This window comes from Mycobacterium arosiense ATCC BAA-1401 = DSM 45069 (assembly GCF_002086125.1).
GTDB lineage: Bacteria > Actinomycetota > Actinomycetes > Mycobacteriales > Mycobacteriaceae > Mycobacterium > Mycobacterium arosiense.
In genome coordinates this window covers 37,311-58,559 of record NZ_MVHG01000024.1, presented here as the reverse complement: position 1 = coordinate 58,559, position 21,249 = coordinate 37,311, and the positions used below count along the sequence as shown (strand labels likewise).

Annotated in this window: 18 protein-coding genes and 1 pseudogene; 3 read left to right on the top strand and 16 right to left on the bottom strand. The window is 67.1% G+C overall.

Annotated elements, in window-relative coordinates:
- The 4 genes from BST14_RS12445 to fadD5 form a co-directional block, all read right to left on the bottom strand.
- A partial coding sequence (locus BST14_RS12445) for an MlaD family protein (protein ID WP_142279381.1) occupies nt 1–254 on the bottom strand: 254 nt, incomplete at its 3' end.
- A gap of 5 nt (nt 255–259) precedes the next feature.
- Nucleotides 260–1,129 carry an ABC transporter permease gene (locus BST14_RS12440; protein ID WP_062887875.1) on the bottom strand — a complete coding sequence of 290 codons (870 nt, stop codon included), beginning with the start codon at nt 1,127–1,129 and terminating at the stop codon, nt 260–262.
- Nucleotide 1,130: 1 nt separating this feature from the next.
- On the bottom strand, nt 1,131–1,946 hold the full coding sequence (locus BST14_RS12435; protein ID WP_062887874.1) for an MlaE family ABC transporter permease: 816 nt from the start codon (nt 1,944–1,946) through the stop codon (nt 1,131–1,133).
- Nucleotides 1,947–2,239: 293 nt separating this feature from the next.
- A complete protein-coding gene (gene fadD5 / locus BST14_RS12430; protein WP_062887883.1) occupies nt 2,240–3,844 on the bottom strand; it encodes a fatty-acid--CoA ligase FadD5 in 1,605 nt (534 codons plus the stop codon).
- A 182-nt stretch (nt 3,845–4,026) separates the two neighbouring features.
- On the opposite strand from fadD5, the gene BST14_RS12425 reads away from it, so the two are divergent.
- Nucleotides 4,027–4,710, top strand: a complete 684-nt coding sequence (locus tag BST14_RS12425; RefSeq protein ID WP_196760402.1) for a GntR family transcriptional regulator — start codon at nt 4,027–4,029, stop codon at nt 4,708–4,710.
- Nucleotides 4,711–4,797: 87 nt separating this feature from the next.
- Here the strand turns inward: BST14_RS12425 and BST14_RS12420 are convergent, their stop codons facing one another.
- Together BST14_RS12420 and BST14_RS12415 are read right to left on the bottom strand one after the other, a co-directional pair.
- A complete protein-coding gene (locus BST14_RS12420; protein ID WP_062887872.1) occupies nt 4,798–5,238 on the bottom strand; it encodes an SRPBCC family protein in 441 nt (146 codons plus the stop codon).
- A 30-nt stretch (nt 5,239–5,268) separates the two neighbouring features.
- Nucleotides 5,269–5,751, bottom strand: coding sequence for an acyl-CoA thioesterase (locus BST14_RS12415; RefSeq protein WP_142279380.1), 483 nt, complete (start codon nt 5,749–5,751; stop codon nt 5,269–5,271).
- A gap of 14 nt (nt 5,752–5,765) precedes the next feature.
- On the opposite strand from BST14_RS12415, the gene BST14_RS12410 reads away from it, so the two are divergent.
- Nucleotides 5,766–6,878, top strand: a complete 1,113-nt coding sequence (locus BST14_RS12410) for an alcohol dehydrogenase catalytic domain-containing protein (RefSeq protein ID WP_062887881.1) — start codon at nt 5,766–5,768, stop codon at nt 6,876–6,878.
- On the opposite strand, the gene BST14_RS12405 is transcribed toward BST14_RS12410, so the two are convergent.
- From BST14_RS12405 to BST14_RS29500, 6 genes and pseudogenes are all read right to left on the bottom strand, one after another.
- Nucleotides 6,875–7,813: an alpha/beta hydrolase gene (locus tag BST14_RS12405; RefSeq protein ID WP_062887871.1), complete on the bottom strand. Its 939-nt coding sequence runs from the start codon at nt 7,811–7,813 to the stop codon at nt 6,875–6,877. The two genes, BST14_RS12410 and BST14_RS12405, sit on opposite strands and share 4 nt — an antisense overlap.
- A pseudogene (locus BST14_RS12400) lies at nt 7,810–8,046 on the bottom strand (NAD(P)/FAD-dependent oxidoreductase); the annotation flags it as partial. The gene BST14_RS12405 and the pseudogene BST14_RS12400, both read right to left, overlap by 4 nt.
- Nucleotides 8,047–8,237: 191 nt before the next feature.
- The gene (locus BST14_RS12395) at nt 8,238–9,785 is read right to left on the bottom strand and encodes an APC family permease (RefSeq protein WP_231102971.1); all 1,548 of its coding nucleotides are present in this window, start codon (nt 9,783–9,785) and stop codon (nt 8,238–8,240) included.
- Between the two features lie 125 nt (nt 9,786–9,910).
- Complete coding sequence (locus BST14_RS31420) at nt 9,911–11,308, bottom strand: PPE family protein (RefSeq protein WP_083064760.1); 1,398 nt, start codon at nt 11,306–11,308, stop codon at nt 9,911–9,913.
- Nucleotides 11,305–12,687: a PPE family protein gene (locus tag BST14_RS12385; RefSeq protein WP_081248234.1), complete on the bottom strand. Its 1,383-nt coding sequence runs from the start codon at nt 12,685–12,687 to the stop codon at nt 11,305–11,307. The genes BST14_RS31420 and BST14_RS12385 overlap by 4 nt, the downstream gene beginning before the upstream one ends.
- Before the next feature lie 183 nt (nt 12,688–12,870).
- On the bottom strand, nt 12,871–13,074 hold the full coding sequence (locus BST14_RS29500; protein WP_142279379.1) for a hypothetical protein: 204 nt from the start codon (nt 13,072–13,074) through the stop codon (nt 12,871–12,873).
- Nucleotides 13,075–13,536: 462 nt separating this feature from the next.
- Between BST14_RS29500 and BST14_RS12380 the strand changes: the two genes are divergently transcribed.
- Entirely contained in the window at nt 13,537–14,259 is a 723-nt protein-coding gene (locus BST14_RS12380; RefSeq protein WP_231103001.1) for a TetR/AcrR family transcriptional regulator, read from the top strand.
- Here BST14_RS12380 and atzF read toward each other — a convergent pair.
- Genes atzF through BST14_RS12360 form a run of 4 tightly spaced genes read right to left on the bottom strand, consistent with a single transcriptional unit; the run spans nt 14,256 to nt 21,245 of the window.
- Nucleotides 14,256–16,040 carry an allophanate hydrolase gene (gene atzF, locus BST14_RS12375; RefSeq protein WP_062888148.1) on the bottom strand — a complete coding sequence of 595 codons (1,785 nt, stop codon included), beginning with the start codon at nt 16,038–16,040 and terminating at the stop codon, nt 14,256–14,258. The two genes, BST14_RS12380 and atzF, sit on opposite strands and share 4 nt — an antisense overlap.
- Nucleotides 16,037–19,723, bottom strand: a complete 3,687-nt coding sequence (uca, locus tag BST14_RS12370) for an urea carboxylase (protein ID WP_062888150.1) — start codon at nt 19,721–19,723, stop codon at nt 16,037–16,039. Before uca ends, atzF begins: the two co-directional genes overlap by 4 nt.
- Nucleotides 19,720–20,373, bottom strand: coding sequence for an urea amidolyase associated protein UAAP2 (locus BST14_RS12365; protein ID WP_062888152.1), 654 nt, complete (start codon nt 20,371–20,373; stop codon nt 19,720–19,722). The genes uca and BST14_RS12365 overlap by 4 nt, the downstream gene beginning before the upstream one ends.
- Nucleotides 20,370–21,245: an urea amidolyase associated protein UAAP1 gene (locus tag BST14_RS12360; protein ID WP_062888153.1), complete on the bottom strand. Its 876-nt coding sequence runs from the start codon at nt 21,243–21,245 to the stop codon at nt 20,370–20,372. The genes BST14_RS12365 and BST14_RS12360 overlap by 4 nt, the downstream gene beginning before the upstream one ends.
- Nucleotides 21,246–21,249 lie beyond the last annotated feature (4 nt).

Sequence of the window (21,249 nt, the reverse complement as noted above, 5' to 3'; positions counted from 1 at the left end):
CTGCCGTCGCGCACCGTCTCCGCGATCGAGCCCACCCGCCCGATCTCCACCCCGTTGTAGGTGACCTTCGAACCCGGGTCCATCACCAGGCCGGCGCGCGCGGCCAGCATGGTCAGTTGCGTTTTGGGGGTGAAGTTGCCCCGGAACTGCCCGTAGACCAGGGCCAGCGCCACCGCGCCGACGAGAAGGAGCGCCACGCCGGCCAGCTTGTACGGCGGGGTCCGCGGGGCGTTGGTCTGAATCGGTCGGGCCATGGCGATCACACCGTGAGCGCGAAGTTGGGGTTGACGCCATACAGCGCCAACGCGGCGGCCAACACGACAACCTGCACGGACACCAGCGAGAAACGCATCGATCGCCCGACGGCCTCACCCACGCCGACCGGACCGCCGCCGGCGTTGTAGCCGTAGAAGCAGTGGGTGATCATCACGACCGCGGTGATGATGATGGCCTCCAGGAACGACCAGAACACGTCCTCGGGGCGCAGGAACGTCCGGAAGTAGTGCTCGTAGGTCCCGTTGGACTGCCCGTAGATCACCGTCGTGGTGATCTGCGGGGACAGGAAAGTCATGATGATCGCCATGGAGTAGATCGGGATGATCACGACCAGCCCGGCCATGATGCGGGTGGAGGCCAGGAACGAGATCGATTTGATGCCCATCACTTCCAGGGCGTCGACCTCCTCGCTGATGCGCATGGCGCCCAGCTCCGCTGTGGCGCCGGCACCCACCGTGGCGGCCATGGCGATGCCGGTGACGACGGGCGCGGCGATCCGCACGTTGATCAACGCGGCGAAGAAGCCGGTGAATGCCTCGACGCCGATGTTGCCGAGCGAGGCGAAGCCCTGGATCGCGACCAGCGAGCTACCGGACAGTGTCACGAAGCCGACGATGGCGACGGTGCCGCCGATGACCGCCATGGCGCCGGTGCCCATGCCGATCTGGGCGACCAATCGCAGGGTCTCCTTGCGGTAGTTGCGCAGCGCGTGCGGAATGTGCCCGACGGCGATGGTGCCGAACCACGCCATCTGACCGATGTCGTCGAGACCGCGAGCCGCGGCCAGGCCGTAGCGGTTGAGGTTCTCTGCCGCCCGCGGGAAGCGGGCGCGAAAGACGGCGGAAGTCGACACGTCAGTGCCCCGTCCCGAACCGGACACCGATCGTGGTCAGCACCACGTTGACGGCGTATAGCGCGACGACACAAAGAACGACGGTCTCGTTGACGGCGGTGCCCAGGCCCTTGGAGCCGCCGCGCACGGTCAGGCCGCGATAGCAACCGACCAGGCCGGCGATCAGCCCGAAGACGGCGGCTTTGACCGTCGCGATGACGACCTCGGGCAAACCGGTGATGGTGGTCAGGGTGGCCAGGTAGGCGCCACCCGACACGTTCTGCAGGTAGACCCCGAACAGGTAACCGCCGACCAGGCCAACTGTGATCACCAGGCCGTTGAGCAGGGTCGCGACCAGGGTGGCGGCGACCACCCGGGGGACCACGAGTCGGTGGATCGGGTCGATGCCGAGCACCTCCATCGCGTCGATCTCCTCGCGGATGGTGCGGGCGCCCAGGTCCGCGCAGATCGCGGTCGAGCCGGCGCCGGCAACCACCAGCACGGTGGTCAGCGGGCCAAGCTGGGTGACGGCGCCGATTGCCGCGCCGGCGCCGGACAGGTCAGCGGCACCGAACTGGGCGAGCAGGACGTTGAGCGTGAAGATCAGCAGCACGGTCAGCGGGATCGACACCATGATGGTCGGCAGAAACGCCACCCGCATGATGAACCAGCACTGCTGGATGAATTCGCGATACTGGAAGGGCCAGCGGAACAGCGCCCTTCCGGTGAGCACGCACATCCGGAAGAATCCCCCGACGAGCGTCAGCGGCGTCTGCAGTTGGTCGCGAACGTAGCCAACCAGGTAGGGACCCCGCCGACTTGTCGACGTTGAAGTCACCGTGGCCCCCTCGCGCCGTCACCGCGCGCCTCCCGACGTCGCGGTGGATCGTCTAGCACGCCTCTCCCCCTCGCCGCGAGGCGGCTGGGGGTGCCCCCGCCTCGTCCCGACTCAACCTGTGTGACCATCGGCTCCCTACTGGCAAGTAGTAACGGAGACCACAGGAATGTACCCGATGGCAAACCACGTGTGAACCGCATCCGCACAATTAACCCTTCGCCAACAGCTGGCAAACGTTACAGCTCCGGTCAACTTTCCTTTCTGCTCCTAAAACCTCTTGTCCTAGAATGGATTTAATCGATTTCTCCGACCCCGTAGCGAACTCGCAGTTCAGTCTTGAGCACCTTGCCGGCCGGGTTGCGCGGCAGCGCATCGACGATCTCGAGCGCCTTGGGGTGCTTGTAGCGCGCCAGCCGTTCGGTCAGGAATTCGTCCAGCTCTTCGAGCGTCAAATTGTCGCCCGTGACGGCGGCGACCGCGATCGGCACCTCACCCCACTTCTTGTGGGCCCTGCCGATCACGGCCACCTCGACGATGCTGGGGTGGCCGGCGAGAACGTTTTCCACCTCGGCGCAGTAAATGTTCTCGCCACCGGAGATGATCATGTCCTTCTTGCGGTCGACCACCCACACGTAGCCGTCGGCGTCCATGCGGACGAGGTCGCCGGAGTGAAACCACCCGCCCGCGAACGCTTCCGCCGTGGCTTCCGGGTTGTTCCAGTAGCCGCTCATCAAAGTTGGTGCGCGGTAGACGATTTCACCGACCTCACCGATCGGCACGTCATTCATGTTCTCGTCGACGACGCGGGCGGCCACGGTGGGTATCACCTTGCCGACCGACCCACGTTTGCGAATGGCGTCCTCGCCCAAGAGCATGCACGTCACCGGCGACATCTCCGTCTGGCCGAACGCGGCCAGTATCTGGGCGCCGGGGAACCTCGCCGACATCTCGCGCAGCAGCGCGTCGGGTGCCGGTGCGGCGCCCCAGGAGATCACCCGCAACTTCAGGTCGCGCGGGCGAGCGTGTTGTTCGGCGCAGACCGCCTGCCACTGGGCGGGGACCAAGAAGATTCCCGTGACCCTTTCCGCGGCGAGCACGTCGAGCAGTTGCCCGGGCTCGAACGCGCCCAGCGGATAGATCACCGTCGGGGTGCCCAGCAGCACCCCGGTGAGCAGGTTGCCGATGCCGGCGATGTGGAAGAACGGCACCCCGATGAACCCGACATCGTTGTTGATGTCGGCACCGTTGGTGTACAGCCCGGTCATGGTCTGGCCGGTCAGATTCGTGTGGGTCAGCACGGCGCCCTTCGGCCGCCCGGTGGTGCCCGAGGTGTACATGATCAACGCCGGCGAGTCGTTCGGGATGTCGACGGGTTGGTGTTCCGGGCCGGGCTCGTCGATCAGGTCTTCGTAGCCGAGCACGCCCGCCGCGTCATCGTGAGTTGAGCCGCCCGCCACCACGATCGTGCCCAGCATCGACTCGATGTCGCGGACCCCGATGGCCACCGGGGCCAGCACCGGTTCGGTGATGATCACGCGCGCTTCGCAATCCTGGACCAGGAACGCGATTTCGGCCGGGGTGAGCCGGAAGTTCAGCGGGACCGCGATGGCGCCGAGCATGTTGACCGCCAGCACCGATTCGACGAACTCGGTGCGGTTGAGCATCAAGATCATCACCCGGTCGCCGAAGCCGACACCCCGGCGGCTCAGCGCATCGGCCAGCGCCGCCACCCGCCGGCGCAGGTCACCCCACGTCAGGCTGTTGCCCAGGAACCGCAGCGCGGTCGCGTTGGGCTGCATCAGCGCGTGCCGTTCGAGTTGGTTCACCCAGTTCTGTCGCCGGGCCAGGTACGGCTGCTCGTTCGCCCGTGTCAAATGGTTCGCTAATTGCGCGGTCAAACTCGACACTTCCTTTCACTCGCGCACCGCTTGCGCCAGGTTGATATTTGATAAAACTTAGTGTTGTGTGGGTCACACTATGGCGTTGACGGTCCACTGACAAGTCCCCGTTAACACCCGTCAAAACATAAACCCCATCCCGCCAAGTCCACGAAAGCCCTGGCAGCCCCGTGAACGCACCGATGTCAATGCAGAAGAGGAGTCGGCGGCCGCTGCGCCGGGCGCAGTTGTCCGACGAGGTGGCGGGGCACCTGCGGGCGGCGATCATGTCCGGTTCGCTGCGGCCGGGGACGTTCATCCGGCTGGACGAGACCGCGGCCGAGCTCGGAGTCAGCGTCACCCCGGTGCGCGAAGCGCTGCTCAAGCTGCGCGGTGAGGGCATGGTGCAGCTCGAACCGCACCGCGGCCACGTCGTGCTGCCGCTGACCCGCCAAGACATCGAGGACATCTTCTGGCTGCAGGCATCGATCGCCCGCGAGTTGGCGGCGGCGGCCACCGACCACATCACCGACGCCGAGATCAACGAGCTGGACCGGATCAACGACTCGCTGGCCGCGGCGGTCGGGTCCGGCGACGCCGAAACCATCGCCGGCATCGAGTTCGCTTTCCATCGCGTCTTCAACCAGGCGAGCGGCCGGATCAAGCTGGCCTGGTTCCTGCTCAACGCCGCGCGCTACATGCCGGTGGTGGTCTATGCGGCCGATCCGCAGTGGGGTGAGGCCGCCGTGGACAACCACCGCCAGCTGATCGCGGCGCTGCGCCGGCGCGATACCGCCGCGGTGATCGAGCACACCGTGTGGCAGTTCACCGATGCGGCGACCCGGCTGACCGACATGCGCGACCGCACCGGGCTCAGCGCTTCCTAGGAGTCGCGAGCGTAAGCACGCCGCGAATTCGGGGGCCTTTTTTCGCAGTGGGCTTCCGCTCGCGGCGAGAACGGGGTACCGCGGGAGCTAGTTCGCGGCCAGCTGCTCGGCGCGCTGCTTGAGGCTTTCGGCCAGGTGGTCCAGCACGTTGTTGAGTAGTTGCTTCACCATGGGCGCCGGGACCGGCATCGAGGTCTCGACGTCCAGGTCGACGGTCAGCAGGCTCGAGGCTCCCATCGACACCACCGAGAACAGCTGTTCCTGCTTGGTGAACAGGTCGCCCTGCTGCAGGACGGTCTGGATCTGATTTTCGCCCGGGTAGTACACGGCCTGGATGAACATGCTCTGCATGCCTTGGTAGTCGGTGTCGAGCCGCAGCTGGCTGGGGCGCCCGTCGTCGTAGCGTGCCAGCACCCAGAGGCCTTTGATCTCCTCGTTCCACTGCGGGTAGGCCTCGAAGTCGCCGACGATCTTCATGATCAATGCGGCGTCGGCGTCCACTTCGACGGTCTTGCTCATCACTGGCATGCGCGAAGCATATCGGGGGCTTTTGAGCCCCTATCGGTCCACGGCAGCCGTCGCCAGCAGCGCTCGGACGGCGTCCGGAATCGGGACGGACTTGCGAGTTTTTCGGTCGACGTAGACGTGTACCCAATGCCCCAGCGCGGTGATCGACCGCGCCTGGTTGCCGGCCGGCCCGTTCTCGGCCCGGAACACGCCCAGCCGGTAGGTGACGCTGCTGCGGCCCAGCCGAGTGACGGCCAGACCCACCACCAGGCTTTGCGGGAACTGCAGTTCGGAGAAGTAGCGACAACCCGATTCGGCGACGATGCCCAGCGCGGGCGTGGCGGTCGGGTCCAGCCCGGTGCTGGTGTTGATCCAGGCGTTGATCGCGGTGTCGAAGAGTTGGTAGTACACGGCGTTGTTGAGGTGGCCGAACATGTCGTTGTCGGCCCACCGGGTTCCGACCGGCCACAGCACCGGAAAGTCGTTGCTGGTCAGCCCGTCCGGTGCGGGCGGAACCACGGAAGCCGACGCCATGGTTGTATTCCAACATGTCTGGAATTCGGGGCGCGGTCCTGGAGCGCATCGGGTCGCCCCGGCCCTACGCGCAGTCGCGGCCGATCGCCATCACCGACCTCGACCTCGCGCCCCCGGGCCGCGACGAAGTGCTGGTCCGCGTCGAGGCGGCCGGCATCTGCCACTCCGACCTGTCGGTGGTCGACGGCAACCGGGTGCGGCCGGTGCCGATGCTGCTCGGCCACGAGGCCGCCGGGATCGTCGAGCGGGTCGGCGAGGGCGTCGACGACCTCGCCGTGGGTCAGCGGGTGGTGCTTGTCTTCCTGCCGCGGTGCGGTCATTGCGCCGCGTGCGCGACCCAGGGCCTGACGCCGTGTGAACCGGGCAGCGCGGCCAACGGCGCCGGCACCTTGCTCGGCGGCGACATTCGGCTCAGCCGGGCCGGCCACCCGGTGTATCACCACCTCGGGGTCTCGGGTTTCGCGACGCGCGCGGTCGTCGACCGGGCCAGCGCCGTCCCGGTGCCGTCCGACGTGCCACCCGATGTCGCGGCGCTGCTGGGCTGCGCCGTGCTCACCGGGGGTGGCGCGGTGCTCAACGTGGGCCATCCGCGGCCGGGCCAGACGGTCAGCGTGGTCGGGCTGGGCGGTGTCGGGATGGCGGCGCTGCTCACCGCGCTCACCTACGACGACGTGCGGGTGGTCGCCGTCGACCAGCTGCCGGAGAAGTTGGCCGCCGCCCGCCGGCTGGGCGCCCACGACACCTACACGCCGCAGCAGGCCGCCGACGCCGGGGTGAAGGCGGCGGTGGTGGTCGAGGCCGTCGGCCATCCCGCCGCACTGGAGACCGCGATCGGGTTGACCGCACCCGGCGGGCGCACCATCACGGTCGGGCTGCCTCCGCCGGCGGCACGAATCAGCGTGTCGCCATTGGGGTTTGTCGCCGAAGGGCGGTCGTTGATCGGCAGTTACCTCGGCTCGGCGGTGCCCAGCCGGGACATCCCGCGGTTCGTCGAGCTGTGGCACTCGGGCCGGCTGCCGGTGGAATCGCTGGTGTCCTCGACCATTGCCTTGGAGGACATCAACGCCGCGATGGACAATCTGGCCGACGGTACCGCGGTGCGGCAGCTGATCAGATTCGACGGTTAGTCGCCGTGAAACGCGCTGGACAGGACGTGGCCTTGCAGCGCGAACAATTGTTGCGAGACCGGCCACTCGGGCAGCAGCGAATCGAATCCGTGGCAGGTGCGGGCGAAGACATGCAGTTCGGCCGAGACTCCCGCGCGCAGCAACCGCAGCGCGTAGTCGACCGCCTCGTCGCGGAACGGGTCGATCTCGGCGCAGGTGATCAAAGCCGGTGGCAGGCCGGCGAATTCGCCTCGGCGCGCGGGCACCGTGGCTGCCGATGCGGCAGCCGGCCCCAGATAGTAGCCCCACATCAACTCGGCGGCCTCGCCGTCGAACGCCGGACTGGTGCGAAATTCCGCCTTCGATCCGGTGACCCGGTCGTCGAGCACCGGTTGGTGCAGCAACTGGAACGCCACCGGCGGCAGTGCCCCGTCAGCGGCGCGCTGCGCCAGGCATGCGGCCAGGGTGGCGCCGGCGCTGCTGCCGGCGACGGCCAGGAGTGCCGGATCGACGCCGAGTTTCCCCGCGTTCGTGGCCACCCACCGCACCACGGTACCGGCGTCCTCCAGGGCGGCCGGATACGGGTGTTCGGGCGCCAGCCGGTAGTCCACCGAGACCACCGTGCAGCGCCCGCGGCGCGAAAGCTCCACGCACTGGTGGTGATCGGTGTCGAGGTTGCCCAGCGCGAAGCCGCCGGCGTGGCAGTACACCACTACCGGTGCCCGGTCGGAAGGCGCGCCGCGAAAGATGCGCACCCGAACGTCGCCGTCGTCGCCCGGCACGACCTCCTCGCCGATCCGGACGCCGTGTGCGTCGGTCTGTTCGGCGGCCAGGCGGCGGCGCTCGTCGAACGGCGCCCGGGTGAGTTCGATTGCGCTCAGGGAGAAGTCGGTTCGCGTTGTCGCGACGGCACGCAGTGCGGGATCGAGACGGTCGGCGCCGTCCAGCCGCGTCATCGGATACCCAGCTCGGGCACGGTGCATACCTCAGGCTTACAGGTGGCGGGCGCGGCGAAGCAAAAGTCGGCCGGCCTGAACCTGCGCGTCATGCCCCAGAAGGCCCGCGTGCTACGCGGCCAATGGGTGACGACCCGTCCGTTGGGAACGCGGAAGTAGTTGCTGCACTGGGCAATCCAGACGGTGCCCACCATCCACCGGTCGATCTTGGCGACGATGTCGGCCAGCGCTGCGCGAAAAGGCGATCGGATTCGACCCACGCGGTCGTCGAACGTCTCGCGCCATGGTTGGACCGACACCTGACAAATTATCCGACAGAACATAGGCGACTGGTCCGCAGCAACGCCATCTAGTACCTCCTACACCGCGCCCGCCGAGCCAAACAACTACTCAGCAACGCCGGGAAAGCACGCGTTCGGCGGGATCAACCTGACTCCGACGGTACGGCGTCAGCGTATGGAGCGTCGCTGTTGGCGTAAGCCCGGCTGCAAACCATGTACAGGATACCGAGGCCGACAACGGTCACGGACATCAGCAGGATGATGTAGTCGTCATACCAGGGTTGGTGGGAGTCGCGAGGCCAGGATAGGTTCACGATGGCTGCGACTCCGTAGATCAGCGCACCGATGTTCACGGGCAGGCCCCACCGGCCGAGCCTGTATTTGCCCTTCGGCACCCAGCCTTTGATCCGCGCGCGCAGGGCGGCCAACACCACCATCTGGAATGCGATGTAGACCCCGATCGAGCCGAAGCTGACGAGTTTGGTGAGCGCGTCGCTCGAGATGAGCGAACCGACGATCAGGAACGCCGGGATAACGACCGCAATCAGCAAAGAGTAGGGCGGCACGTGGCGTTTGTGGTCGAAGCGTGCCAGCAGTTTCGAACCGACGATCATGTCGTCACGGCCGTAGGCGTAGATGAGCCGGCTTGCCGCGGCCTGCAGGCTCAGCGCGCACGAGACGAATGAGATCAACACGATGCACAGCACGACCTTGGCCCCGAGCCTGCCGAACGCGGTCTTCAGGATGTTGTCGATCGGGTCGGCATCCTTGCCGCTGATCACCGCGCCGAAGTCCGTGACCGACAGGATCAGGCTCAAGCAGACGAAGGTAGCTGCCGAGCCTCCGATGTAGATGGTGCGGCGCATCGCCTTGGGAATTTGCACGCCGGGGTTACGGACCTCTTCGGCGACGTCGCCGCAGGCTTCGAATCCGAAGAACTGATACAGCGCGATCAGGCTGGCGGCCAGGAAGGCGTACATATAGCTGTGGTGACCTTGGGCGCCGAACCCGTGGAACAGCACTCGGAGATTGTGGTGGCGCTGGGTGCACAGCAGCCAGACGCCGACCACGATGGCGCCGATCAGCTCGGCACTGAAGCCGAAGATGGCGAAGTACCCCAGCATCTTTGTGCCGGTCAGGTTGATGGCGGTGGCGAGCGCCAACATGACGAGCGCGCACAGCACCGTGGAGCGCGGCGAAGGCCTGAAGCCAAACACGTCGGCCACGTATGGGCCCGCACCATAAGCCGCGTCGGCCAGCAGGGCCAGCAGCGTGAACATGTAGACCCACCCGGTCATCCACGCCCATTTTCGGCCCCACAACCGTCGCGCCCAGGGGTAGACGCCGCCGGCCACCGGGAACTGCGCGACCACCTCACTGAACACCAAGGCGACCAACATCTGTCCGGCGCCGGCAATAACCAGACTCCAGATCATCGGCGGCCCGGCGGCGGCGAACGCGAAAGCGAACACCGTGTAGATGCCGACCACGGGTGACAGGTAGGTGAATCCGAGCGAGAAGTTCGCCCACGGGCTCATGTCCCGCTTGAAGTCGGAGTGGAAGCCGAGGGCCTCGAGCTGGGCCTGGTCCTCGTCCTCGAGCGTGGCGATCCTGCCGACGCGGGCGTGGGTCTGGGGCTGGGCGTTTTCCTGGAGTGTTTCTGCGGTTCCATATGTCGTGTTGATAACCAAAGCTCCTTCCTCACTTCTCAAGTCGCGTGGACGGCCATCGGCTGACGTCCATCGCATGTCACAACTCACACCCAGGGGCTGTTGCGGTTCCTGAGGCGCGATGGGCGCGATACGCGACAGGGCTGTTATTTGTTCGTCGCCTCCTTGATCAACTTCGCGGCCGTGCGCTTCAGAACGTCTCGTTGCCGACGTACGTCGGCGATCGCCTTGCGCAGTTGTTTGAGCTCATCGCGTTCGCTCACGGCGGCGTCTTCGTCCGCATCGGCGCTCGACTTGACCCATCGGCCCGCGGGGTCGTCGTGCATGCCGGTCTCGGGGGCCAGTCCCGGAATCACCTTGTGGCGTGCGCCTGCTCGGATGCGGCCCTGATCGCCGCGCGGTGCGTTGACGACGCTGGCCATCGGACCCATCGAGGGCATGCCGCCGGACGGTGTCACCGCCCCGGCCTGCGGGACGCCCTCGAGCCCGGCGCTGGGCAACGCGGTTGCCGTGGCAGCCAGCCGAATCGCCGGCGGTGTGCCCCAGGACTGCGGCACCGACAGCTTGCCGACCGACGCCGCCTCGCCCACTCCCGCCGACATCCCCGGAACGCCCGGGCCCGCACCCGAGCCGGTATTCACCAGAGCCGACCCGGAGCTGCCCGCTCCGGCAAGACCTGCCGCCGCGGCCGATGGCGCAGAAAGCGAATTGACCAGCGGGTTCCAGGCCGCGGCGACCGGCGGTGCCATGGTCAACAGGGCACCGGAGGCATCGAAGTTGAGGCCCTCGGACAGGATCTGATAGCCGACGGTGTTCTCGCTGAAGTTGTTGAAAAGATCCAGCAAAGAACCCGACCCCGAAGTCCCTCCGGACGCCCCGGAGGCCGGACCCGCCGTCGCGTTCTGCAGCAGGCTGGGCACACTGGACAACGCCGACTGGGTACTCTGGCCGGTTGCTGACGCGGCAGCCCTGTTGACCGCCGTGGTCTGATTCGTATTTGCCGTCGAGTTGGTGGTCTGCGGCGGTGAGGTGAACGGCGTCAACCTCGTGGCCGCCGCCGAGGAGCTCGCGTAGCCGTACATGGCTGCGGCGTCTTGAGCCCACATCTCCGAGTACTGCGCCTCGGTGGCCGCGATCGCCGGCGTGTTCTGCCCAAAAGCATTAGTAGACACCAACGACGACAGCAGCGCGCGGTTGACCTCGATCTGCGCCGGGGGCACCGTGGCAGCAAAGGCCGTCTCGTAGGCAGCCACCGCCGACGTGAGCTGGCTGGCCGCCTGCCGGGCTTGCGCGGCGGTGGTGTTCATCCAGGCCACATAGGGGGCCACCGCCGCCACCATCGCCCCCGAGGACGGGCCCACCCACGGGTCAGCCGCAAGTTGCGACGTCACCGTTCGATACGACGTTGCCGCCGAACTCAATTCGACCGCCAATTTCTCCCAGGCCGCCGCGGCCGCAACCCACGGCTGCGACCCCGCACCTGCATACATCCGCGTGGAATTGACTTCGGGTGGCAGGCCTCCGAAATCCAAGGGCGCGGTCATAGCATGGCCTCCTTGATCAGGCGGGCCGCCGCGTCGCGTTCGGTCGCCACCTCGGCGATCTCCTTGCGCAGCTTTTCGAGCTCGTCGCGCTCACGTTCGCTCAATGCGCTGGCGATGTGCTTGCGGGTCTTTTGTGGAGCCGCCGCGGGCCGGGTCGCGGCACCCTCGTCAGCGCCCTGCTCGCCAGGCATTGCCGGGACGACGCGCGGGCTCGATCCGGAGCCGGTGCGGGACTGCTCATCCCTGGGTGCGTTGACCACGCTGCCTACCGGGGGAAGGCCACCGAAGAAGCCGGGGCTTGCCGCCTCGGCCGGTGGCACACCACCGAGTTCGGCGGCCGGCAAGGGTGATGCGCCGGCGGCAAGCCGAACGGCCGGGCCCTGCGCCCACGTTTGTGGCACCGACAGCTTGCCGACGGCGGACGACCCGCCCAGGCTCGCCGAGACACCGGCATTGCTCGGTACACCCGTCCCGCCTGGCGAACTCACCAGGGTCCCCAGCCCCGCGTCCGCCGGTGACACGTCCCCGGCGACCGCTGCCGCCGTCGGCAATGCCAGCCCGTAGAGCCCGCCCAGCAGGGGAGTGATACCTGAGGCCGTGAACAAGGGGCCACTGATGACCAACGCCCAGTTGCCGATGTTCTGCGTGAGCTCGTTGAGGCCTGTGGGGCTGCCGGCTGGTGGGTCGAACAGGCTTCCCAGCGCCGGATCCAGGTTCGATGAAGTGGCGATTGGTGTCGACGAAAGGTTTTGCAGCGTGTTCGGCACGACCGAGAGTGCGGATTGCGTGCTCGGGCCTGCCGAGGAAGCGGCGGCCTGGTTGACGGAAGTGGCCTGCATCGCCTTGCCCGACGGGTTGGTGGTCTGTGGCGGCGTCGTGAATGCGGTCAATCTGGTGGCCGCCGCCGAGGCGCTGGCGTAGCCGTACATGGCCGCGGTGTCTTGGGCCCACATCTCGGAGTACTGCGCCTCGGTGGTCGCGATCGCCGGAGTGTTCTGCCCGAGGACGTTGGTCGCCACGAGTGAGGCCAACAGCGCGCGGTTGACCTCGATCTGTGCCGGAGGCACCGTCGCGGCGAAGGCCGCCTCGTAGGCGGCCATCGCCGACGTGAGTTGGGCGGCTGCCTCTTGGGCCTGCGCGGCGGTGGTGTCCATCCATGTCACATACGGAGCCACCGCCGCCACCATCGCCCCTGACGATGGACCCACCCACGAGCCGCTCGTCAGCTCCGACAACACCGCCCTATAAGAGGCCGCCGTTGAACTCAGCTCAGCAGCCAACGCATCCCAGGCGGCCGTGGCGGCGACCATTGAGCCCACGCCCGCGCCGGCATACATCCGCGCCGAATTGACCTCAGGCGGCAACGCCGCAAAATCCATTTCGCTAAACCCCTGTCGAACCAGTCGTCCCAGACATCGCCCGTCCACCCGCATGCACTCGTAGATGGCTCAGCGCACGTTTAGAGACACCACCATCGGCTCACGGACAGTGGCCGCGGTAGATGCCGACATCGGCGAACCGACTACAAGAATGGATTACGTCTCTGCGACGGTGCTGATTGATTACTGGAAATCAGCTGGCAAATCTTGATATATCTCTAACAGACGGCGCTCCTTTACCTCGTCATGCGCCCATTCGGCGTCAGGAAAATTTTCTTGTTCTACATCGCACTTCTGTGGCGCGATCACGGCGGCGCAGGTGTAACCAGGGCCTGAGTCGAGCGGTGTTGGAGCTTGCGACCTGCGCGGAATTTTCTTATCCTGCAACGTCTTTACGCTGAATAGCAGAACTGTCAGTGGCCCAGATGCCGCACCGGACCACCACTACGACTGGGTGCGAACCGAGCGGATCAGCTCAATCCATCGAACACCTTCGATGCCGCCAATATCGGCCATATCCCGAAGCGTCAAAAATACGCACAACTATGTGCGTAGTTCCTGTGCAGCAACCCTCGTCTTAACCTTCAAGGGAACATTCCACAAAATTGAAAGGATTCTGTCTCAGTCATACCTCGCGCACATAATCCATTGCCGACGCGGTGATTTTGGTTCCGCCCGAACAGTGCCGCAGGACAAACCTGCCCAACTCTGTCTCGGGGCCGAACCGTCGTCACCGATCGCGGAAGGTTGCCGGCTCAATCGGTCGGCGCCGACGTACCGGTTGGCCTGGCACGCAATCGTCAATGGGATAGTCTTTAGCTCCGCCGTTAGACAGGAACATATGGTGCGATGGTTTCCGCCATCATGGTCCACGATGGGTACGCGGCTGTGACCCGGGCCGGACGCCCCCGGTTCAGCGATAAGCGGCGCCACGGGATCACTGCGCGCGATGAAATCCTCGACGCTGCCGGCGAGTTGTTCACGACCACGGGCTACGCGGGTACGTCGACGCGCGCCATCGCGGATGCGGTCGGAATACGGCAGGCTTCGCTGTATCACTATTTCAAGACCAAGGAAGAAATCCTGCGCGCGCTGTTGAGCCAGACGGTCAACCCGACGTTGTCGTTCATTTCGCATCTGCTCAGCGCCCAGCCTGCCCTGACTGCCGGTGAGCATTTGCATGCTCTGGCACTGTTCGACGGCAGACAACTGCTGTCGAGTCGGTGGAATCTCGGCGCCCTGTACCTCATGCCGGAGTCCCGCGGTGCCGGTGTCGAGCCGTTTTGGTCCGACCGAGAGCGGCTGCGGCAGCAATACCTGGCAGATGGCCGGGCCATCGTTGCGGAGACCGGTATCCACCCAGCGGCCGCCGACCTCCCGTTCCGGCTGGTCGAATCGCTGGTGAGCGTGTGGTCATCGCCCCCCGGCCCCGAGCGGTCCGACCTACCGGCCCACGTCGCCGATGCCTGCCTGCGAGTGGTCGGCATTCCGGACAGTGCCATCCCGACATTACGCATACGCAGCCTCGCTGAGCTGCAGCGTTACCAAGCTGACCAATCGGTGACTCCTTAGCCCGGCACAACACCGGCAACGGGTGCAGTGTCGGTAGTCGGCTGTTCCAGTGACCGCAAATAGCTCGGCCAGTCTCCGTGACTCGAGATGTCTTCGCCTGCCTGCCAGGCATCGAGGCCGCAGCCGAATCCGACCACCTCGGTCTCGTCAGACAGGGTGACTGCGCCCAAAGTCATGGGTGCGGGCAGGCTCGCCAAAAAACCGCCTAGCATCGCGGTACCCACCAGCCATACTTCACCGCGGATTGCTACGCCGGTGTCGGCGCCGACCTTAGCCAGTCCAGGCTTGGGTGGCGAAGTGTTCAGACGCGCGAGCCGGTACAACGGCGCGGTCACAGCGTGTCCCACCCATCGGGCGCCACGGTCGGTGAGCTGATGCGCGAGCGGCTGGCCTCGCAGGTGTGCGCCCACGACGAAAAGCTTGGTCGCTGCCAGCCCGGTCCGAGTCGGCCATGGCGCGGGCGCAGCGCCGTCCGGCGAAACCCCGCGAGAAACCGCGCCCGGCCTGGCCACCCCTGGTGTGGGCGCGGTGACCGCGCGGGCCAGGTCCAGCGCGACAGCGTCAGCTCCCATTCGCGCGACCACGGTGACGCCGAACTGCGAGCCGTCCGCGGTCCCGGAGGGCACCGCGACCGCGCACAGGTCCATGAGGTTGCAGAAGTTGGTGTAGGTGCCCAGCGCTGAGTTGGCGCCGACGGGGTCAGCTACGACCTCCTCGATCGTGGGGTGCCCGGTGGTGGTCGGGATCAGCAGCGCATCGCTATCTCCCAGCGCCGCTAGTGCGATCGTAGTCAGCTCGTGCACCCGCACGCGGTCGGCCAGCAGACGGGTTGCCGACACCTGACCCGCAGCCGACACGATTTGTCCGACCGTCGGGTCGACCTCGGCGGGGTGCGTGTCGACGAACGCCCCGACGGCTTCGTGCCGTTCGGCGACCAGGCCGCCACCGTAGAGCAGACGCGCGGCGTCGAGGAACGGGTCGAGGTCGATCTCTTGTAGTCGGACGCCGGTCGCGGCAAGACGATCACATGCGTCGCGGAACGCGAACCGCCATGGCTTGGACAGCCCGGGCAGTTCACGCGGGATTGCCACAGTCGGGTTCGGGGGCGCGGCCAGCGGCGCGTCCGGTGGGAACGGGCGCGCCCCTCCAGCCATCACCCCCATCGCGGCGTCGGCCGTGTCGATGTCGCGCGCGAACACCGTGACGCAGTCGTAGGAGCGGCATGCCGGGACAACGCCGTTCGTCGGAACCACGCCGACAGTCGGCTTAATGCCGACGACACCCTGTAGCGCGGCCGGCACACGACCCGACCCCGCAGTGTCGGTGCCCACACCGATGTCGACGAGGCCGAGCGCGACCGCAACGGCCGACCCGGAACTTGAGCCGCCCGAGATGTAGTCGGGGCGGCGAGCATCGCGCACCGCGCCGTAGGGGCTGCGAGTTCCGACCAGGCCGGTCGCGAACTGGTCGAGATTGGTCGCACCGAGAACGACGGCACCCGCCGCCCGCAACCGCGCGACGACGACGGCATCGGCGAACGCGGGCGCCGTCGCGTAGCCGGGACACGCCGCCGTGGTCGGCAGACCCGCGACATCGATGTTGTTCTTCACCGCCGCGACGAGGCCGGCCAGCTGCAAATCAGCGCCCGCAGCGACCTGAGCATCGACGGCGGCGGCTTCGGCCAGCGCATCGGCCATGGGGCGCAGGAAAATCCAGATCTCCGGGCGGTCAACCGCTTCGATTGCCGCATACGCGGCGCGCACGCGTTCGACGGCTTTCACGCGGACGCCTCGGCGAGGTCGAGGTCTGCAGACGGCGGGGACTGCGTCCGCACCACCGCCAACGGCGTGCCGGGTTTGACCTGGTTGCCTGCCTCAACCAGCAGCCGGGTGACGACGCCATCGGACGGCGCCGCGATCACGGTCTCCATCTTCATGGCCTCGAGCGCGAGCAGCGGCTGGCCCGCCACCACGTGCTCGCCCACTTCAACGTCAACCTTCCACACGCTGGATGCGAACGGCGCGTCTACCCGCTGTTCGCCGTCGTCGAGCACCAGGTCGGCCGTAACCGCGACAGCCCTGGATTCGGCCCGCTCCGCGCGATCGAACTCCCCCGCAGCCGACCATGCCGCGCGTTCGGCTGCGAACGCCGCGGTCTGGGTGGCCCGGAAGTCGGCGATCGAAGCGGCGTTGTCGGCCAGGAACCGTTCGTGGTCGGCAAGCGAGAACGTGCCGGGGGTAATAACCACCGAGCCGCGGCCCGCGGCGAGGTCGGCGCGGAGGTCCAGCAATTCTTCGGGCGATACCGGGTACCAGCTGATCCGGTCAAAAAACCTTAGCAGCCAAGGTGTTTCGGGCTCAAACGGTGCCGTGTGGTTGTATCGGCTCCACACCTGCGTGGTCCGTCCGACTAACTGGTAGCCGCCGGGGCCCTCCATTCCGTAGATGCACAGGTATGCCCCACCGATGCCGACGGAGTTCTCCGCGGTCCACGTGCGCGCCGGGTTGTACTTGGTGGTGACAAGCCGATGGCGGGGATCCAACGGCGTCGCCACCGGCGCGCCGAGGTATACGTCGCCGAGCCCCAGGGTCAGGTACTCGGCCGCGTACACAATGTCTCTGACATCGTCCTGCGACGCCAAACCGTTGACCCGCCTGATGAATTCGATGTTGGACGGGCACCAGGGCGCGTCATCACGCACGCCCGACATGTAGCGCGCGATGCCCTCGCGAGTGGCCGGGTCGTCCCAGCTGAGCGGCAGTCTCACCGACCTACTGGGTACCACCACGTCCGCGGTCGCGGGCAGGGCGTCCTCGATTTCGTTGAGCAGTCCCAGCAGCCGATTGATCGGCAGCACGTCGGGGTCGACATGCACCTGCAGCGAGCGAATCCCTGGTGTCAGATCCACGATTCCGGATACCCGGCCTTCGCGCAGTTCCTCCGCGAGCCGTTGGTGCAGGGCATGGACGCGCACCCGCAGCGCGAGATCCAAGACGATGTCGCCGTATTCGACCAGGACATTGTCGTCGCCGCTGCGGCGGTAGGTGACCGACGGCACACCGTGATCGGTGCGGCGGGCAAGCACGCCGTGGTCGCCGTCGCCACCGGTCCGCGGGACAGACCACGCCGCCCGACGAGCGACGCCCAGCTCGGTGCGCGACGGCACGTCGGCGGCGCGCACCGGCACGAAACGCACGGTATCGCCCGGGCGTAGCTGGCCCAGTTTCCACCGGTCGGCCGAGGTGACGGTGACGGGACATACGAAGCCGCCCAGGCTTGGGCCATCCGGACCCAGCAGGATCGGGGTGTCGCCCGTGAAGTCAAGCGAGCCGACCGAATACGCATTGTCGTGGATATTGGACGGGTGCAGTCCGGCCTCTCCGCCGTCGGACCGCGCCCATTGCGGCTTCGGGCCTTCCAGCCGCACCCCGGTGCGGGCGGAGTTGAAATGCACGCGGTAGCGCGAGCTGAACAAGGTGTCGATGTCGGCCGCAGTGAAGAACTCGGGCGCGCCGTGTGGTCCCTCGGTGACGGCGAGTTCCCAATCCGACCGCATCGTCGGCCGTTCCTCGGCCGGTACCGGCGCGGCGGGCGCGCGAACGCCGGAAACGTTGACGCGCAGGACATCACCGACCACCAGCTGTCGTCCGCCGTGGCCGCCGAATCGTCCCAGCGTGAAAGTCGACGCGCTGCCCAGATAAGCCGGCACGTCGAGCCCGCCGGCGACGAGCACGTAGGTGCGCAATCCTGTCGTCTCGGCGGCGCCGACGTCGAGCAGGCCGCCCGCCGGGATCTCGACCGGCTCCCACATCGGAACGGCCACCCCGTTGACCGTGACCGGGCACTCGGCCCCGGTGACGCAGACCGTGGTCGAATGGGTCACGTGCAGCGCCGGGCCCGACGAGGTGCACTCGAGCCCGGCAGCCCCGACGTCATTGCCGAGCGCGCGGTTGCCTAGCCGGAACGACAGGTCGTCCATCGGCCCGCTCGGCGGTACGCCGACATCCCATTTACCCACCCTTCCGGGCAGGTCCTGGACGGTGGTCAGCAAGCCGGGGCGTTCGACGGTGATCCGAGGGCGTGGATCCTTGATGCCGGCCAATGTGGCGGTGCTGTGGCGGGCCTCGCGCACGTCGGGGTAATTCAGTGCGGCGCACGCGGCCCCGATATTGACCTCGATGCCGTGTATGACCGTGGCGTCCAGCGCGAGGCTTAGTCGGTCGAATGCCAAGTCCCGGCTCGGCCCTTCGGTGATGACCTTGGCGAGCAGCGGATCGTAGGACGCCGAAATCTCGGTGCCGTCTTCAACCCAAGTGTCGACGCGCACACTGGATCCGTCGTCGAGTCGGTCGGGGAACCTCACGGCGGTCAGCGTTCCCGTGCTCGGTCGGTAGTCCCGCGCGGGGTCCTCAGCGTATACGCGCACCTCCACCGCATTGCCCGTAACGGGCACCGCGCCAGTGCTGACACCCGGCGCCAGGCGCCCGGCTACCATGTCCCGATCGCCGCGCGCCAGCCGAAACATCCACGCCGCCAAATCAATTCCGGTGATCGCTTCGGTTACCGGGTGCTCCACCTGCAGGCGCGCGTTCACCTCGAGGAACGACGCCTGGCGGCGTTTCGGGTCGTAGACGAATTCGATGGTGCCCGCTGACCGGTAACCCACAGACGCGGCCAAGGCGCGCGACGACGAGTGCAGGCGCTTGCGTAACTCGTCCGGAAGTGCCGGTGCGGGCGCCTCCTCGATCACCTTTTGGTTACGGCGCTGCAGTGAGCAGTCGCGGTCGCCAAGCGACAACACCCGACCGGTGCCGTCGCCGAAGATCTGCACCTCGAGGTGGCGCGCGTGGTCGATGAACCGTTCGACGAAGACGCCCGCCGAGCCGAAGCTGCGCTCGGCCAGGCGAGCAACGCGCTCGAACGCGGAGCGCAGCTCCTGGGCATTCCGGCAGACCTGCATACCGATCCCGCCGCCGCCGCCGGTGGCCTTGAGCATCACCGGATAGCCGATGTCCTCAGCCGCACTGATCGCGGCCGCGGCGCTGTCCAGCAAAGCGGAGCCGGGGGACACGGGCACACCGGCAGCGACTGCGGCCTCGCGCGCCGTGTGCTTGCTCCCGAACACGCGCAGCTGTTGGGGGGTCGGGCCGACGAATGCGATGCCGGCCTGTTCGACAGCAGTGGCGAATTCGGCGTTCTCGGAGAGGAATCCGTAACCCGGGTGGATCATGCCGGCGCCGGTCGCCGCTGCTGCCTCCAGGACCGCGTCGACCCGCAGATAGCTTTCGCTCGGCGCGGCCGGCCCCAGGCGTACCGCTTCGTCGGCCAACCGGACGTGGGGCGCCCCGCGGTCGGCATCGGAGAACACCGCCACCGTGCGGAGGCCGAGCTGCCGCGCCGAGCGCAGCAGCCGAACGGCTATCTCCCCGCGATTGGCGACCAGGACCGTGTCGAGCGGGTTCATGTGCCGCCCGTCTGGGCCGGCCGGGTCACGAGCATCTGGATCGGGGTGGGTTCGAACCCGTTGCAGGGGTTGTTGATCTGCGGACAGTTCGACACCAGGACCAGCGTGTCTATGTCGGCGCGGAGCGCGATTCGCTTGCCCGGCGCGGACAGCCCATCGACGATCCCCAACGCGCCGTCGGGGTCGACGGGCACGTTCATGAACCAGTTGATGTTGCTTGACAGGTCTCGCGCGCTGAGGCCGTGGCGGGCGCCTTCGATCAGGAAATTCTCTTTGCATCCGTGCTGGGCCCAGGTGTGCGGACCGTAGCGCAGCGTATTGGATTCCTTCGAGCAGGCACCGCCCAGCGTGTCGTGCGCTCCGACTTCGTCGTCGACGACGGTCATCAACGCCATCCCGGTGTCGGCGCGCAGCACTGACCCGGTGGTCAGGGTGATACGGCCCTGCCGCCTGATGGTCTCCGGCGCGGAGTAGCGGACCGAGGTGTCCGCCGCCGAGTAGAGCAGACAGTCGACGGCCTGGTTGCCGCAGAGGTCGACGATCGTCAATACGTCCCCGGCGGCGACCACCGCGGACCACGATGCGCGTGCGGCGACGGTCTGGTCGAGGATCACGGCCCCGGGAACGAGGGCGGCCGCGGCGATAGTCACAGGACTCCTCGGGCTGCAAGGTCGGCGTTGGTATTCGCGATGGCTTGGCGGTGTTCGGGACCGAGCGGTCCGACCAGTTCGCCGGCGAACAGCAGGTCAAGTTCGCCTGCGGCGGGCCAGGCGTGAATTCGTAAGGGAGAGCAAGTGAATTCGGGCCGGGGATCCAGCGGGTGGGCTGTGTTGACGAGCAGAACGATGCAGTCGACATGCAACAGGAGGTCGATGTGAGTACCCGGGCCTTTTGACCCCTGCCACTGAAAAGTGCCGTCGGGCTTCACGCGGACCCCCTGGAAGAACGAGAGTGAGGGTGGCAGATCGCGTTGGCCTAGACCGTGCTTGAGTGCCCCCAGCAGAAGAAGCTGTCGTCCGGCCGGGGATGGCGACTCGGGCGTGCCCGCCCCATACTTCTCCACGTTCCCCGCCAGCGTCGTGGTTCCGGTGAGGGCGTCGTGGGCCCCGGAAGTGTCGGCGACGACCGTCGCCAGCACCCGACCGAAACCGCTCAACAACGGGTGCCCGGTGGTGACATAGGCCTGCCACGGCACTTTGACCGTGTCAGCGATGTTGAGCCGTTCATGGGTGGCGCCGGCGCGGTGTAGCAATAGGCTCGCGCAGGCATTGCCGTCTGGATCGGACAGTCGGATGCGTGTGCCGCGAGCCAATTCGGCGGTCGTGTACCCGCCCGGCGCCACGGTCTCCGACCAGACCAGACGCTCGGCGGGCACGTCATCGGGAGCGGTCGGGCTGCTAGCCGGGGGCACGTGCCGCATGTACTGCGCAGATCGCCCGTGTTGGGCTCGTGCGTGGTCCCGGGCTCCAGCCGTGGTGGCGGTATTTGAGCTGCTCGCTTCAGCGATCACGGGAACCCCCATTCAA

Excerpts from the sequence above, each read along its gene's own strand:
- BST14_RS12425 (WP_196760402.1), top strand. The coding sequence starts at position 4,027 with ATGTCAATGCAGAAGAGGAGTCGGCGGCCGCTGCGCCGGGCGCAGTTG.
- BST14_RS12420 (WP_062887872.1), bottom strand. The coding sequence starts at position 5,238 with ATGCCAGTGATGAGCAAGACCGTCGAAGTGGACGCCGACGCCGCATTG.
- BST14_RS12415 (WP_142279380.1), bottom strand. The coding sequence starts at position 5,751 with ATGGCGTCGGCTTCCGTGGTTCCGCCCGCACCGGACGGGCTGACCAGC.
- BST14_RS12410 (WP_062887881.1), top strand. The coding sequence starts at position 5,766 with ATGTCTGGAATTCGGGGCGCGGTCCTGGAGCGCATCGGGTCGCCCCGG.
- BST14_RS12405 (WP_062887871.1), bottom strand. The coding sequence starts at position 7,813 with ATGACGCGGCTGGACGGCGCCGACCGTCTCGATCCCGCACTGCGTGCC.
- BST14_RS31420 (WP_083064760.1), bottom strand. The coding sequence starts at position 11,308 with ATGACCGCGCCCTTGGATTTCGGAGGCCTGCCACCCGAAGTCAATTCC.
- BST14_RS12385 (WP_081248234.1), bottom strand. The coding sequence starts at position 12,687 with ATGGATTTTGCGGCGTTGCCGCCTGAGGTCAATTCGGCGCGGATGTAT.
- BST14_RS12380 (WP_231103001.1), top strand. The coding sequence starts at position 13,537 with ATGGTTTCCGCCATCATGGTCCACGATGGGTACGCGGCTGTGACCCGG.
- uca (WP_062888150.1), bottom strand. The coding sequence starts at position 19,723 with ATGAACCCGCTCGACACGGTCCTGGTCGCCAATCGCGGGGAGATAGCC.
- BST14_RS12360 (WP_062888153.1), bottom strand. The coding sequence starts at position 21,245 with ATGGGGGTTCCCGTGATCGCTGAAGCGAGCAGCTCAAATACCGCCACC.